Below are 13,861 nucleotides of genomic sequence, written 5' to 3' on the forward strand. Positions count from 1 at the left end.
AGGTAATGAGACGTGCTAATGAACACCCAGCCCAAGATGGACCTGCGCAGCGACGCGGGCCTGGCCTCAGCCCTGCGCGTGTCGATGGCAAGGCTGACCAGGCGACTCCGGCGTCAGGCGGCGGCGCACTCGCTGACGCCCACCCAGTTCGCGACGCTCGCCGCCGTGGAACGGCATTCCGGGATAACCCCCGGCGAATTGGCCGAGCTAGAGAAGGTGCAACCGCCCTCGATGACGCGCGTGATCGCCGCGCTAGAGGAACGCGGCCTGGTCGCACGCACCCCGCACCCGACCGACCGGCGTCAGGTGACCGTGACCGTGACCGAGGCCGCCCAGACGTTGCTGAAGGAGGAACGCCGCCGCAAGGAGGCGTGGCTGACACAGCGGCTGAAGGAGCTCTCGCCGGAGGAGCGGTCGATCCTGCGGCAGGCGGCGCCGATCCTGGAGAAGCTCAGCAAGATATAGAGCCTGAGCAACCCAAGACCGGGATGTTCCGGTCGCTCAAGGTTCGCAACTATCGCATGTTCGCGGCAGGTGGCGCCGTCTCCAACGTCGGCACCTGGCTGCAGCGCACCGCCCAGGACTGGCTGGTGCTCGACCTGACCAAGGGCCCGCACGGCGTGGGGGGCAGCGCGGCGGCCCTCGGCCTGGCGACCGCCCTGCAGTTCCTGCCGATGTTGTTGTTCGGGCTCTTCGGCGGCGTGCTCGCCGACCGGTACCCCAAGCGGCCCATCCTCATCGCCGCCCAGTCGATGATGGCGGTGCTCGCGCTCACCATCGGCGTGCTGACCATGACCGGCGCCGCGCAGGTCTGGCACGTGTTCGTGATGGCGTTCCTGCTCGGCCTGATCTCCTGCGTCGAGGTGCCGACCAGGCAGGCGTTCGTGGTCGAGATGGTCGGACGGCAGGACCTGCCCAACGCCATCGCCCTGAACAGCTCCATCTTCAACCTCGCCCGCGTGGTGGGCCCCGCGCTGGCCGGCATCCTGATCTCGGTGCTGGGCGGCACCGGACCGATCTTCCTGATCAACGCGCTCACCTTCGGCGCGGTGATCTCCAGCCTGGTCTTCATGCGGAAGTCCGAGCTCAACCTGTCCGAGCCGGTGCCCAGGGCCAAGGGCCAGCTCAGGGAGGGCCTGCGGTACGTGCTGCGGCGCGAGGAGCTCCTCATGCCGATACTGCTGATCGCCTTCGTGTCGATGTTCTCGCAGTCGTTCTCGATGTCGATCGCGCTGATGGCCCGCGAGGTGTTCGGCGCGGGGGCGTCGTCGTTCGGGCTGGCCTCCAGCATGTTCGCGGTGGGCGCGCTGGGCGGCGCGCTGCTGGCGGCGCGGCGGGCCAGACTCTCGCGCAAGGTGCTCTTCTCCGGGGCGATCGGGTTCGGGCTGTTCCAGGTGCTGACCGGGCTGGCCCCCTTCTACCCGGTCTATCTGCTGCTACTCGTCCCGACCGGCATCGCGTTGATCACCATCAACACGGCCGCGAACGCCAGTGTGCAGATCGCCACGTCCCCCGAGATGCGGGGCCGGGTCATGGGCATCTACATGCTGGTCTTCACCGGGGGCGCGCCCATCGGGGCGCCGCTGATCGGGTGGCTGTCGGAGCTGGGCGGGCCGCGTACCGGCGTGCTGCTGTCGGGCGTGCTCGTCCTGGTGGGCACCGGGCTCGCGGTGCTGGTGACCAAGCTGATCGGCAACCGGATGGCCAGGCCGGCGCTCGCGATGGCATGACCCCGGGGGCATGACGATGGCGTGATCCGTCCCCGTCCGGGGACAATCGCATGACATGAGGCTCTTCGCGGCCGTGGTCCCGCCTGAGGAGGCGCTCGACGAGGTCGAGCGGGCCGTGGCGCCGTACGTCGGGCAGGTGCCGGGGCTGCGCTGGGCCGGCCGCCCGACCTGGCACGTCACGCTGGCCTTCTACGGCGAGGTGCCCGAACGGGCGCTGCCCGACCTCCAGGTGCGCCTGGAGCGGGCCGCCCACCGGCACACGGTGCTCGACGTGGCCCTCGCCGGGGCCGGGGCGTTCTCCTCGGCGCGGCGGGCCAGGGTGCTCTGGGCCGGGGTCGCGGGCGACCCCATGACCCGGCTGGCCGACTCGGCCCGCGCGGCCGGCCGCCGCGCGGGGGCCGTGCAGACCGACGAGAAACGGTTCCACGCCCACCTCACCCTGGCCAGGGCCCGGACCGACACCGACCTGCGAGAGCTGGTGGAGTCGCTGGCCGGGTTCGCCGGGTCGCCGTGGCGGGCCGAGCGGCTGCACCTGTTCCGCAGCCACACCGGGCCCCAGGTGAGGTACGAGTCACTCGGCGATTGGGCGCTCGCACCGGTGAAGCGGGGCTAGGCTCCAGGGCGTGGACCGTCCTCGCCCCTGGCTGCTGCCCCTCGTGCTCGGCCTGCTGTTCCTGATCGTCCTTCTCGGCGCCCTGCTGACCTGAGCCGCCTGCTGACCTGAGCCGCCCCGAGCGGCCGGGCCCGTGGTCGTGCCGGGCCCGGCCGGTCACGGCGTCACCAGGCGTAGTCCTCCGGGGCGGTGCGGTGGCCGGGGAAGATCTCGTCGAGGCGGGCCAGGGTGGCCTCGTCCAGCTCGATCTCCAGCGTGCGCATGCTGCCTTCGAGCTGCTCCAGCGTGCGCGGGCCGATGATCGGGGCGGTCACCGCGCGCTGCCGCAGCAGCCAGGCCAGCGCCACGTACGCCGGGTCCTCGCCCAGCTCGTCGCAGAGCTTCTCGTACGCCTCGATCTTGTCCCGGTGCTTGTCCAGCTCCCGAACCATGGTGTCGGAGGCGGACCGCCCCTTGTCGATCTTGCGCAGCACGCCGCCGAGCAGGCCGCCGGCCAGCGGGCTCCACGGGATCACGCCGATGCCGTAGTCCTCGCAGGCGGGCAGCACCTCCAGCTCCACCGCCCGGGTGAGCAGGTTGTAGTGGCTCTGCTCGCTGGTCAGCCCGAACGTGCCGCGCCGCGCCGCCGCCTCCTGGGCCTTGGCGATGTGCCAGCCCGCGAAGTTGGACGAGCCGACGTAGATGACCTTGCCCTGCTGCCGCAGGACCTCCATGGCCTCCCAGAACTCCTCGAAAGGTGTGTTCCGGTCGACGTGGTGGGCCTGGTAGATGTCGATGTAGTCGGTCTGCATGCGCTTCAGCGAGGCGTCGCAGGCCCGGCGGATGTTCAGCGCCGACAGGCGGCGCTCGTTGGGCCAGTCGCCCATGTCGCCGTAGAGCTTGGTCGCGATGACCGTGCGCTCGCGCCGGCCGCCGCCCTGGGCGAACCAGCGGCCCAGGATGTTCTCCGTGATGCCCTCGCCCCTCTTCCAGCCGTAGACGTTCGCGGTGTCGAAGAAGTTGATGCCCAGCTCGTGGGCCTTGTCCATGATCGCGAAGGAGTCTTCCTCCGAGGTCAGCGGGCCGAAGTTCATCGTGCCGAGGCAGAGCGGGCTCACCTGGAGGCCGCTGCGTCCGAGGTTGACATAGTCCATGGGGTCCACACTAAATACCTGGAGCGCGCTCCAGGCCATAGGGTGAGTTCATGATCTGCGCGGGGTCCTCGTGATCGCCCTGCTCCGCGCCGCGCTGCCGGTCTTCCTGGCGATGGTCACCGGCCTGATGGGCACGCTGGTGGTCACGTCCGTGCTCGGCAACCATGAGACGGTCGCGCTGGCCGCCTTCGCGGTGATGAGCGCGGTGCTCACCCCTGCCACCGCCGCCGTGCAGGGCGCGCTGCGGGGGCTCGGGCCGTTTGTGGCGCCGTACCGGGACGATCCGGGCGCGGCGGTGCCCGTCGTACGGGACGCGCGCTGGCTCAGCCTGGTCACGGGCACGCTGGGGGCGCTCGCGGTGCTCTGCGTGCCCGCGCTCGCGCGGGTGAGCGGGGTGCCCGGCGAGGTGGTCGGCGAGCTGGGCCTGCTGCCCTGGTTCCTGGCCGCCTACCTGCTGGTCTTCGCCACGACCGGCGGCGCGAGCACGATCCTGGTGGCGCTCGGGCGCAGCCGCGACGTGTTGTGGCCCAGCCTGACCTTCGGCGTGCTGCTGAGCGCGCTGACCGCGGTGCTGGCGCCGCGGCACGGCCTCGACGGCGTGGGCGTGGCCTGGGTGGCCGCCGGGATGGTGGCCGCGGTCGTGGCGAGCTTTCTGCTGCGCCGGGCGCTCGGGCGGCCGATCGGCCAGGGGCGGCCCAGGGTGGCCGAGATCGTCCGGCTGGCCAGGGTCAGCGTGCCGCTGGCGGCGACCGTGCTGATCATGTTCGGGGTGCTCGGCGTGGTCACGTTCGCCGCGGGCGCGACCGGCGCCCGCGACACCGCGGCGCACGCGGTGCTGACCACGCTCACCGGCCTCATCATGCTGGTCTCGCTCTCCGTCGCGCAGGCGTCGGTGCCCGAGGTGGCCCGCGCCGGCGACCCGGCCGGGGCGCGGCGGGCCAACCGCGCCGCCGCGCTGCTCGCCGTCGTCGGCACGCTGGCCGCGGCCCTGGTGCTGCTGCTGCTCGGCGAGCGCGTGCTCGGGCTGTTCACCGGCGACGCCGCCGTACGCGAGCGGGCCCTCGCGCTGCTGCCGCTGATGCTGGTGTCGTCGCTGGCCGACGCTGCGCAGGCGGTGCAGGGCATGGGGCTGACCGCGCTCAAGAGGTCCGGCGCGAGCCTGGCCTACTTCGTCCTCGGCTACGGCGTGCTCCTGGCGGCGGCCGTGCCGGTGGCGCGGACGTGGGGCATCACCGGGCTCTGGGCGGCCATGGCGGCGGCCAACGGCCTGCTCGTGGTGCTCCAGGGGGCCGGGTTCCGCCGTCACAGCGCCCGCGTGGGCACGGCCGAGGCGGTGGCCTGAGCCTCCCGGGCGCGGCCGTGGGGCATGATGGCGAGGTGGGGGATGTCGTGTTCCGGGTCCTGGCCGCCGTGGCGGCGACGTTCGCGCTGTCGGCGGCTCCGGCGTGGGCCGACGACGACGGGCCGGAGAAGCTGTTCACGTTCAAGGACCGCGCCATCACCGAGTCGAGCGGCCTGGCCGAGTCGCCCACGCACGACGACGTCTTCTACACCCACAACGACAGCTCCGCCGCCCCCGTCTTCTACGCGGTCGGCGCCGACGGGCGGACGAAGGCCACCTTCAACCTGCGCGGCGCGCAGGCCAGGGACTGGGAGGCCATGGCCGCGACCAGGGACCCGGACACCGGGCAGGGCACGCTCTGGTTCGCCGACATCGGCGACAACCTCGACGGCGCCTGGCCCGACGTGTCGATCTACAAGGTCGCCGAGCCGCGCACGCTCCGGGACGCCACGCTGCCGGCCACCCGCTACCGCTTCCGCTACGCCGGCGGCGGCCGCAACGCCGAGGGCATCATGATCAACCCGCGCACCGGCCGCCTCTACGTCGTGTCCAAGGAGTTCTCCGGGTCCGTCTACGCCGCGCCGAAGAAGCTCCGCACCGACAAGGTCAACATCCTGCGCCGGGTCGCCGCGGCCCCGATCATGGCCACGGACGCCGCCTACGCCCCCGACGGCTCCTCCTACGTCATCCGCACGTACTTCTCGGCCACCCTCTACCGCCCGTCGGGGGAGACGCTGGCCAGGGTTCCGATGCCGGAGCTGCGGCAGGCCGAGTCGATCGCCTACACCGCCGACGGCAAGGCCCTGCTGGTCGGCTCGGAGGGCCCGAACAGCCCGGTCTACCGGGTGCCGCTGCCCGAGCGCGCCCAGGCCACGCGCACCCCCACGCCGAAGCCCGTCGCGGCCCAGGAGAGCGCGCGGCCGTCCGACACCGGCGAGCCGAGCGGCCTGACCGCCAAAGACGTGCTGATCTGGCTGGCCGCGGCCGCGGGCGCGACCGGGGTGATCACCTTCATCGCGCGCCGCACCCGGTGAGCCGTCAGGGGTGGCGCATGGTCGCGGTGAACATGTCGCCGCGCAGCGCGCGCTCGACCACCTCGATCGAGCGCGACAGGCGCACCAGCCGCGGCCCCTCCTCGCGGTAGGCGTCGAGCACGGCCTCGACGGCGTGCGGCGGCAGGTGGCCCTTGAGATCGACGGCCGCGCCGCGATAGCCCGCGCGGGCGGCCTCCACCGCCGACCGGACGTGATGCCTGGCCATGCTGGCCAGGGCGACCGGGTGCCGCCGCAGCACTTCGTAGGCCCGGTAGTCGGGCGGCACCGCGTCGAGCAGCCAGGCCACCGCCGAGGTCTCCCAGTCGGGGACGCTGGGCGGGCGGACCTCGGCGGGCCACTCTGGCGGGACGTACATGAAGGCCATCGTACTCATGTTCGATTCGCCCAGGTATGGCGGCAGGGTGGCCTTTACCAGGAAAATCAGGTGTGTGACGGAAAAGATCGGTGTCGTCGGCGCCGGGATCGTCGGACTGGCCGTGGCGCGGGAGCTGGCCGCCGCCCGCGGCGCCGAGGTGACCGTGCTGGACAAGGAGCCGCGCGTCGGCGCCCACCAGACCGGGCACAACAGCGGCGTCGTGCACGCCGGGATCTACTACCCGCCGGGCTCGCTCAAGGCCAGGCTGTGCCGGGAGGGCGTGGCGCTGCTCAAGGCGTACTGCGCCGAGCACGAGCTGCCCTACCGGGAGGTCGGCAAGCTGGTCGTGGCGAGCACGCGGGCCGAGCGGGCGCCGCTGCGCGCGCTGGCCGAGCGGGCGCGGGCCAACGGCGTGCCGGACGTCGCCGAGCTGGACGGCCTCGGCCTGCGCGAGATCGAGCCGCACGCGGTCGGCGTCGCCGCGATCCACTCGCCGCACACCGCCATCGCCGACTTCCCCGCCGTCGCCCGCGCGCTCGCCCTCGACGTGGCCAGGGCGGGCGGCTCGGTCCGCCTGTCGCACGCCGTCCGGGCGATCCGCGAGACGTCGAGGGGCGTCGAGGTGCTGGCCGGGGGGCGGCGGTTCACCTTCGACCGGCTGGTGGTCTGCGGCGGCCTCGGCACGGACGCGGTCGCCAGGATGGCCGGGGCGGCGGGGGACGTGCGGATCGTGCCGTTCCGGGGCGAGTACTACGCGCTGGCCGGGACGGCCAGGGAGCTGGTGCGCGGGCTGATCTACCCGGTGCCCGACCCGCGGTACCCGTTCCTGGGCGTGCATCTGACCAGGCACATCGACGACGAGGTGCTGGTGGGGCCGAACGCGGTGCTGGCCTTGGCCTACGAAGGCTACAGATGGCGAGATGTACGAAATTTCGGTCAAATTGTGCGCTGGCCGGGGACACTTCGCATGGCTCGCACCCACTGGCGTACCGGGATCAGGGAGGTCTACGGCTCGCTCGTCAAGAGCGCGTTCGTCCGGGCCGCCCGGCGGTACGTGCCCGAGCTCACCGCCGCCGACCTCGTCAGGACCGGCGGCGGCGTGCGCGCCCAGGCCGTCGCCAGGGACGGCCGGCTGGTGGACGACTTCGTGGTGGACGTCCACGGGAGCGTGGTCCTGGTGCGCAACGCGCCCTCGCCCGCGGCGACGTCAAGCCTGGCAATTGCCCGGCATATTGCCGGAATTGTTCCAGCACTCTCCCGATGAGGGCATCCTTGGAGGTGATGGAATCACGCCTGCTGATAGTCGAGGACGACCCCAACATCCTCGAACTCCTCGCCGCGAGCCTGAGGTTCGCCGGCTTCGACGTGACCACGGCCAAGAGCGGCCTCGACGCCGTCAACGCCGTGCAACGGCACCGGCCCGACCTCGTCGTGCTCGACGTCATGCTGCCCGACCTGGACGGGTTCGAGATCGTCCGCCGGATGCGGAGCGGCGGCCTGCACACGCCCGTCGTGTTCCTGACCGCCCGCGACGAGACCGAGGACAAGATCCGCGGGCTCACGATCGGCGGCGACGACTACGTCACCAAGCCGTTCAGCCTGGAGGAGGTCGTGGCCAGGATCCACGCGGTGCTCCGGCGCACGAGCGGGGACGCGCAGGCCGCGCCGCCCAGGCTGACCTTCGCCGACATCGAGCTGGACGAGGAGAGCCACGAGGTCTGGCGCGGCGGCAACGCCGTCTCGCTCTCGCCGACCGAGTTCAAGCTGCTGCGCTACTTCATGACCAACGCCGGCCGTGTGTTGTCCAAGCCGCAGATCCTCGACCACGTCTGGGACTACGACTTCAGGGGCGAGGTGGGCATCGTGGAGTCGTACGTGTCCGTCCTGCGCCGGAAGATCGACAACCGTAGCCCCCGGCTCATCCACACCCTGCGGGGCGTCGGATACGTGCTGCGCCTGCCGCCGAGCCCCTGATGAGAGCCCTGCCGCTGAGGGTCAAGCTGATCGCGGCGATGCTGGCCCTGCTGGGCTGCGGCATGACCTTCGTCGGCCTGGTCAGCGTCTCGGTCCTGCACGGTTACCTCATGGACCGGGTGGACAGCCAGCTCAACCTGCTCAGCGTGCGCATGCACAAGAAGGTCGTCAGCGACTGGCGGCGGGACAGGGAGACCCCCGACCGCCCGATCCTCATCGAGTCCGACGCGATCGCGCTGGTCAAGGAGCCGGGTGAGGCGTTCGTCCCGATGTTGCGCGACCGCGACGTGGACGCCAAGCCCAAGCCCGTGCTGCGCGAGTCGCCCGGCGAGGACGCCTACACCGCGCCCGCCGCCGGCGGCGACGGCGAGTGGCGGGTGCTGCAGAGCGAGATCCAGCGGCGCACGCTTGTCGTCGCGGTGGACCTGGAGGAGGTGGACGCCATCACCCGGCGGCTCGTGCTGATCGAGCTGCTCGGCGGCGGCGGCATCCTGCTCATCCTGGCGGTCGCGGGCGTCACGATCGTGCGCCGCAGCATGCGTCCGCTCGGCCAGATCGAGCGCACGGCCGAGGCCATCGCGGGCGGCGAGCTCGGCCGCCGGGTGCCGGACGCCGACCCCCGCACCGAGGTGGGCCGCCTGGCCAGGTCGCTCAACGGCATGCTCGCGCAGATCGAGACCGCCTTCGCCGCGCGCTCGGCGTCGGAGGCGGCGGCCCGCCGCTCCGAGGACCGCATGCGCCAGTTCGTCGGCGACGCCTCCCACGAGCTGCGCACCCCGCTCACCTCCATCCGCGGCTTCGCCGAGTACGCCCGCCAGAACCCCGGCGCCGACCCCGCCGAGCTGATGCAGCGCGTGGAGAAGGCCGCCGGGCGCATGAGCCTGCTGGTGGACGACCTGCTGCTGCTGGCCAGGGTGGACCAGCAGCGCCCGCTCCAGATGCGCCCGGTGGACATGCTGGCCCTGGTCGCCGACGCCGTGCACGAGGCCAGGATCCTCGCCCCCGACCGTACGGTGAAGCTGGACGTGGTCGGCGGCGCGGCGCTCATCGTCTCCGGCGACGAGGTGCGCCTGCGGCAGGTCATCAGCAACCTCATGACCAACGCCATCGTGCACACCGAGCCCGGCACCCCCATCGTCGTCCGGGCCGGGGCGACCGACGACACGGTCTTCACCGAGGTCGTCGACAGCGGCCCCGGCCTGCCGCCCGAGCAGGTCGAGCGGGTCTTCGAACGGTTCTACCGCGCCGACTCCGCGCGCAGCCGCCGCCGCTCCTCCGAGGACCGCGGCAGCGGGCTCGGCCTGGCCATCGTGCAGGCGCTCGTGCAGGCCCACGGCGGGACCGTGACGCTGACCAGCTCGCCCGAGGAGGGCTCCACCTTCCGGGTCGAACTCCCACTCGCCTTGGAGTGAGCCTTCAGCTAACCCTCAGCTGCCTGGGTCACCCTGGAATCGTGACGAAACCCGAGCTCCGCGAGGTCCGCGAGGCGTTGATCATGGTGGTGGACGACGAGCCCAGCATCAGGGACCTGCTCTCCGCCAGCCTGCGCTTCTCCGGATTCGAGGTGCTGACCGCCGCCGACGGGCAGGAGGCCGTCGAGGTCGCCGAACGCGCCGCGCCCGACCTGGTGGTGCTCGACGTCATGCTGCCCGACCTGGACGGGTTCGAGGTGGCCAGGCGCATCGACGCGCCCGTGTTGTTCCTCACCGCCCGGGACGCCACCGAGGACAAGATCGCCGGCCTCCGGGTGGGCGACGACTACGTCACCAAGCCGTTCAGCCTGGAGGAGGTGCAGGCCAGGATCCGGGCGGTGCTGCGCCGTACCAGGACGGAGGGGGCTCCGGTCAGCCGGCTGAAGGTGGCCGATCTGGAGCTGGACGAGGACGCCCGCGAGGTCTGGCGGGCCGGCCGCCAGGTACGGCTGTCCCCGACCGAGTTCAAGCTGCTGCACTACTTCATGGTCAACGCCGGCCGCGTGTTGTCGAAGGCGCAGATCCTCGACCACGTGTGGAACTACGACTTCGGCGGCGACGCCGGCGTCGTCGAGTCGTACGTCTCCTACCTGCGGCGCAAGGTGGACGACGTCGAGCCCCGCCTGATCCACACGCTGCGCAGCGTCGGGTACGTGCTCAGGGAGCCGCCGCCCGCCGGTTGATCCCCGCCGCGCGGCCCCGGCCGGTGGACCGCCCCGGGCGCTCACCGTAGCGTGGACCTGCGGGCGCGAGGTGTCGAGCGGCGTACCGCGGGAAGCGGGGTTGGCACCTATGGATCTGCTGGGGGCGTTGGAGTCGTTGCGCCGCCCGCTCGATCGCGAGCTGTTCCCGCTGGCGATCGGCGAGGCCGCGGCGGACCGGCGTGCCCTGCGCGAGCGGGCCGGGCAGCTCGACGACTACCTGCTGCCGCGGCTGCGGGCGATCGACGCGCCGCTGCTGGCCGTCGTCGGCGGGTCCACCGGGGCGGGCAAGTCCACGCTGGTCAACTCGCTGGTGGGAGCCGACGTGGCCGAGCCAGGCGTGCTGCGGCCCACCACGCTGGTGCCCACGCTCGTCGTCAACCCGGCCGACCACGACTGGTTCACCGGCCAGAACGTGCTGCCCGGCCTGTCCCGCGCCACCGGCGACTCCGGCGGCGGCGCGGGCGCGCTGCGCGTGGTCGCCTCCGACGCGCTGGGCGCCGGGCTGGCGCTGCTCGACGCCCCCGACATCGACTCCGTGGTCACCTCCAACCGGGAGCTGGCCGCGCAGCTCCTCGCCGCCGCCGACCTGTGGCTGTTCGTCACCACCGCCGCCCGGTACGCCGACGAGGTGCCCTGGAGCTTCCTGCGCTCGGCCCGCGAACGCAGCACGGCCCTGGCCGTCGTCCTCGACCGGATCGCGCCCGAGGCCGTCGAGCCCGTCTCGCGCGACCTCGACCGGCTCCTGGTGGAGAACGGCCTGCCGGGCACCCGGCTGTTCACCGTGCCCGAGGCCGCGCTGCCCGACGAGAAGGCGCGGCTGCCGGAGGAGTCGGTGCGGCCCATCGTCTCCTGGCTCACGGGGCTGGCCGCCGACGCCGCCGAGCGGTCCCGTGTCGTCCGCCAGACGTTGTCGGGGGCCCTGGACAGCCTGGACACCCGCGTCCCCGCGCTGGCCACGGCCGTCGAACGCCAGCAGGCCGCCTTCGACGGGCTGCGCACGATCGTGACCGGCGCGTACGCGGGCGGCATGGCCGACTTCGACGAGGGCATGCGCGACGGGTCCCTGCTGCGTGGCGAGGTGCTCGCCCGCTGGCAGGACTTCATCGGCACCGGCGACCTCATGCGTTCCCTGGAGAGCCGGGTGGGATGGCTGCGCGACCGGATCGTCGGCTTCTTCACCGGCCGCGCCCCCGCCGTCGAGCTCAAGGACGCCCTGGAGAGCGGCGTCGAGTCACTGATCAGGGGCGCGGCCGACGGCGCCGCCGAACGCGCGCTCGAAGGGTGGTCGGCCGCGCCGGGCGGTGGCGGGCTGCTCGACCGGCTCGGCGCGATGGAGGCCGCGCGGCTCGGCCGGGCCTCTCCCGACCTCGCCGGACGGGCCGAGGCGGCGGTGCGCGGCTGGCAGGAGTTCGTCCTCGACCTCGTACGCGAGGAGGGGGCGGAGAAACGCACCACCGCCCGGCTGGCCTCGTTCGGGGTCAACGGGGCGGGGCTGCTGCTCATGCTGGCCGTGTTCGCCTCGACCGGCGGGCTCACCGGGATCGAGGTCGGCATCGCGGGCGGCACGAGCGTGTTGTCGCAGAAGCTGCTGGAGGCCGTCTTCGGCGACCAGGCCGTGCGCTCGCTGACCACGCGGGCCCGCGAGGACCTGCGCGAACGGGTGCGGGTGCTGCTGGCGGAGGAGGCCGCCCGCTTCACCGACCGGCTGGAGACCGTCGAACCGCCCAGGGGCACGGCCGAGGCCCTGCGCGCGGCGGCCCGCGCCGTCCACGACCACCGCGCCGAACTCCCCGCCGCCTCCGCCCCGACGGCGGAGCTGCCCGTTCCGCCGGCTCCCACAGCCGAGTTGCCCCCTCGCGACCGCTCGGAGGGGCCGTGAAGCTGCTGCGCCGCAAGGAGGGGCCCTCGCTCGACTCCCGGCTGACCGCCCTGCTGGAGGCCGCCGAGCTGGCCGAAGGACGCCTCCCCGAGCAGGACGTGTCCGCCGCGCGGTCCGTCGCCGAACGGGCCGGCGCCCGCCGCAGCCTCTCCGTCGACCACACCGTGGCCGCGCTCGCCGGCGCGACCGGCAGCGGCAAGTCCTCGCTCTACAACGCCCTGGCCGGCGAGGACCTGGCCGCCGTGGGCGTCACCAGGCCGACGACGTCCACCGCCCAGGCCGCCCTGTGGGACGGCGAGGGAGCCGGCCCGCTGCTGGACTGGCTCGACGTCCCGCGCCGCCACTCCGCCGCCGAGGCGCCCGGGATGTCGGGGCTCGTCCTCCTCGACCTTCCCGACCACGACTCCGTCCGGCTCTCCCACCGGCTCGAGGTGGACCGCCTGGTGGCGCTGGTGGACCTGCTCGTCTGGGTCGTGGACCCGCAGAAGTACGCCGACGCCGCGCTGCACGAACGCTACCTGCGCCCGCTGGCCGGGCACCGCGACGTGATGCTGGTGGTGCTCAACCAGGTGGACCGCCTGCCTCCACAGGCTGTGGACCGCTGCGTGGCCGACCTGCGCCGCCTCCTGGAGGAGGACGGGCTGGCGGGCGTGCCGGTGCTGCCGGTCTCCGCCACGACCGGGACGGGCTTGCCGGAGCTGCGCTCGCTCCTCGCCGACCGGGTCGCCGAGCGCGAGTCGTGGGCCGCCCGCCTGGCCGCCGACGTCACCGCCGCCGCCGGTCACCTGGCCGCGGACGGTTCGCGGCCGGACCCCGGCGACCGGCGGGCGGCCGGGCTGGACCGGCGGCTCACCGGCGCGCTCTCCCAGGCCGCCGGGGTGCCACTGGTCCTGGAGGCCGTGGCCAAGGGGCACCGGCACCGGGCCGTGGTCGCCACCGGCTGGCCGGTCACCCGCTGGTTGCGCAGGTTCCGTCCTGACCCGTTGCGCAGGCTCAGGATCGGGGTGGGGAAGCCGGGCAAGGAGATTGTGGGGCGTACGTCGGTGCCGGCGGCGTCGGCCGTACAGCGGGCGCAGGTCGAGACGGCGATCAGGGACGTCGGCGAGGCGGCCGCCGCGGGCCTGCCCGGCCCGTGGGCGGCGGCGGTGCGGCAGGCCGCGCGCTCGCGCTCCCCGGAGCTGGCCGACGCGGTGGACCGGGCCGTGGGCCGCACCACGGCGGGCACGACCCGCAGGCCGCGGTGGTGGCGGATGGTGAACGTGCTGCAGTGGCTGGTCTTCGCCGTCATGGTGGCGGGCGCCCTGTGGCTGGGCGTGTTGTTCGGTATGGACTACCTGCGCCTGCCGCAGCCGCCGCTCCCGACCGTGGGCGCGGTGCCCTGGCCGACCGTGCTGCTGGCGGGCGGCGCGCTGGCCGGGGTGGTGGTCGCGTTGTTGTCCAGGCTGGCCGCGTGGGCGGGCGGGCGGCGCCGGGCCAGACGTACGGCCCGTGCCCTGCGCGCCGCCATCGGCGAGGTCGCCGGGAATTACGTGCTGGCCCCGGTGACGGCCGAGCTCGACCGCTACGCCCGCTTCACCGAGGCCGTCACCACAGCCCGCTCCTGA

The 13,861-nt window shown here is 73.2% G+C and carries 13 protein-coding genes; 11 read left to right on the top strand and 2 right to left on the bottom strand.

Annotation, left to right across the window (positions count from 1 at the left end):
* The first annotated feature begins 18 nt into the window (after positions 1–18).
* Genes AB0J71_RS27285 through thpR form a run of 3 tightly spaced genes read left to right on the top strand, consistent with a single transcriptional unit; the run spans position 19 to position 2,343 of the window.
* On the top strand, positions 19–465 hold the full coding sequence (locus AB0J71_RS27285; RefSeq protein WP_352320922.1) for a MarR family transcriptional regulator: 447 nt from the start codon (positions 19–21) through the stop codon (positions 463–465).
* Positions 466–488: 23 nt separating this feature from the next.
* Positions 489–1,730, top strand: coding sequence for an MFS transporter (locus AB0J71_RS27290; protein WP_352320924.1), 1,242 nt, complete (start codon positions 489–491; stop codon positions 1,728–1,730).
* 55 nt (positions 1,731–1,785) lie between these two features.
* Positions 1,786–2,343 (top strand): RNA 2',3'-cyclic phosphodiesterase, encoded by a 558-nt coding sequence (gene thpR, locus AB0J71_RS27295; RefSeq protein ID WP_364416652.1) that lies wholly within the window; start codon positions 1,786–1,788, stop codon positions 2,341–2,343.
* Positions 2,344–2,507: 164 nt separating this feature from the next.
* Here the strand turns inward: thpR and AB0J71_RS27300 are convergent, their stop codons facing one another.
* Positions 2,508–3,476, bottom strand: coding sequence for an aldo/keto reductase (locus tag AB0J71_RS27300; protein ID WP_364416654.1), 969 nt, complete (start codon positions 3,474–3,476; stop codon positions 2,508–2,510).
* 70 nt (positions 3,477–3,546) lie between these two features.
* Here AB0J71_RS27300 and AB0J71_RS27305 point away from each other — a divergent pair, with 70 nt between their 5' ends.
* Together AB0J71_RS27305 and AB0J71_RS27310 are read left to right on the top strand one after the other, a co-directional pair.
* Complete coding sequence (locus AB0J71_RS27305; protein ID WP_364416656.1) at positions 3,547–4,818, top strand: MATE family efflux transporter; 1,272 nt, start codon at positions 3,547–3,549, stop codon at positions 4,816–4,818.
* Positions 4,819–4,853: 35 nt separating this feature from the next.
* Complete coding sequence (locus AB0J71_RS27310; RefSeq protein ID WP_364416658.1) at positions 4,854–5,852, top strand: hypothetical protein; 999 nt, start codon at positions 4,854–4,856, stop codon at positions 5,850–5,852.
* Between the two features lie 4 nt (positions 5,853–5,856).
* Here AB0J71_RS27310 and AB0J71_RS27315 read toward each other — a convergent pair whose 3' ends face one another.
* Positions 5,857–6,228, bottom strand: a complete 372-nt coding sequence (locus AB0J71_RS27315) for a hypothetical protein (RefSeq protein ID WP_352325024.1) — start codon at positions 6,226–6,228, stop codon at positions 5,857–5,859.
* Positions 6,229–6,301: 73 nt separating this feature from the next.
* On the opposite strand from AB0J71_RS27315, the gene lhgO reads away from it, so the two are divergent.
* From lhgO to AB0J71_RS27345, 6 genes are all read left to right on the top strand, one after another.
* The gene (gene lhgO, locus AB0J71_RS27320) at positions 6,302–7,492 is read left to right on the top strand and encodes an L-2-hydroxyglutarate oxidase (RefSeq protein WP_364416660.1); all 1,191 of its coding nucleotides are present in this window, start codon (positions 6,302–6,304) and stop codon (positions 7,490–7,492) included.
* A gap of 17 nt (positions 7,493–7,509) precedes the next feature.
* Positions 7,510–8,202 (top strand): response regulator transcription factor, encoded by a 693-nt coding sequence (locus AB0J71_RS27325; protein WP_352361663.1) that lies wholly within the window; start codon positions 7,510–7,512, stop codon positions 8,200–8,202.
* The gene (locus tag AB0J71_RS27330; RefSeq protein ID WP_364416662.1) at positions 8,202–9,614 is read left to right on the top strand and encodes a HAMP domain-containing sensor histidine kinase; all 1,413 of its coding nucleotides are present in this window, start codon (positions 8,202–8,204) and stop codon (positions 9,612–9,614) included. Before AB0J71_RS27325 ends, AB0J71_RS27330 begins: the two co-directional genes overlap by 1 nt.
* Before the next feature lie 83 nt (positions 9,615–9,697).
* Positions 9,698–10,357, top strand: a complete 660-nt coding sequence (locus tag AB0J71_RS27335) for a response regulator transcription factor (protein WP_357696674.1) — start codon at positions 9,698–9,700, stop codon at positions 10,355–10,357.
* 109 nt (positions 10,358–10,466) lie between these two features.
* On the top strand, positions 10,467–12,257 hold the full coding sequence (locus AB0J71_RS27340; RefSeq protein ID WP_364416664.1) for a GTPase domain-containing protein: 1,791 nt from the start codon (positions 10,467–10,469) through the stop codon (positions 12,255–12,257).
* Positions 12,254–13,861, top strand: a complete 1,608-nt coding sequence (locus tag AB0J71_RS27345; protein ID WP_352325029.1) for a YfjP family GTPase — start codon at positions 12,254–12,256, stop codon at positions 13,859–13,861. The genes AB0J71_RS27340 and AB0J71_RS27345 overlap by 4 nt, the downstream gene beginning before the upstream one ends.

This window comes from Nonomuraea sp. NPDC049637 (assembly GCF_040675235.1).
Lineage (GTDB): Bacteria > Actinomycetota > Actinomycetes > Streptosporangiales > Streptosporangiaceae > Nonomuraea.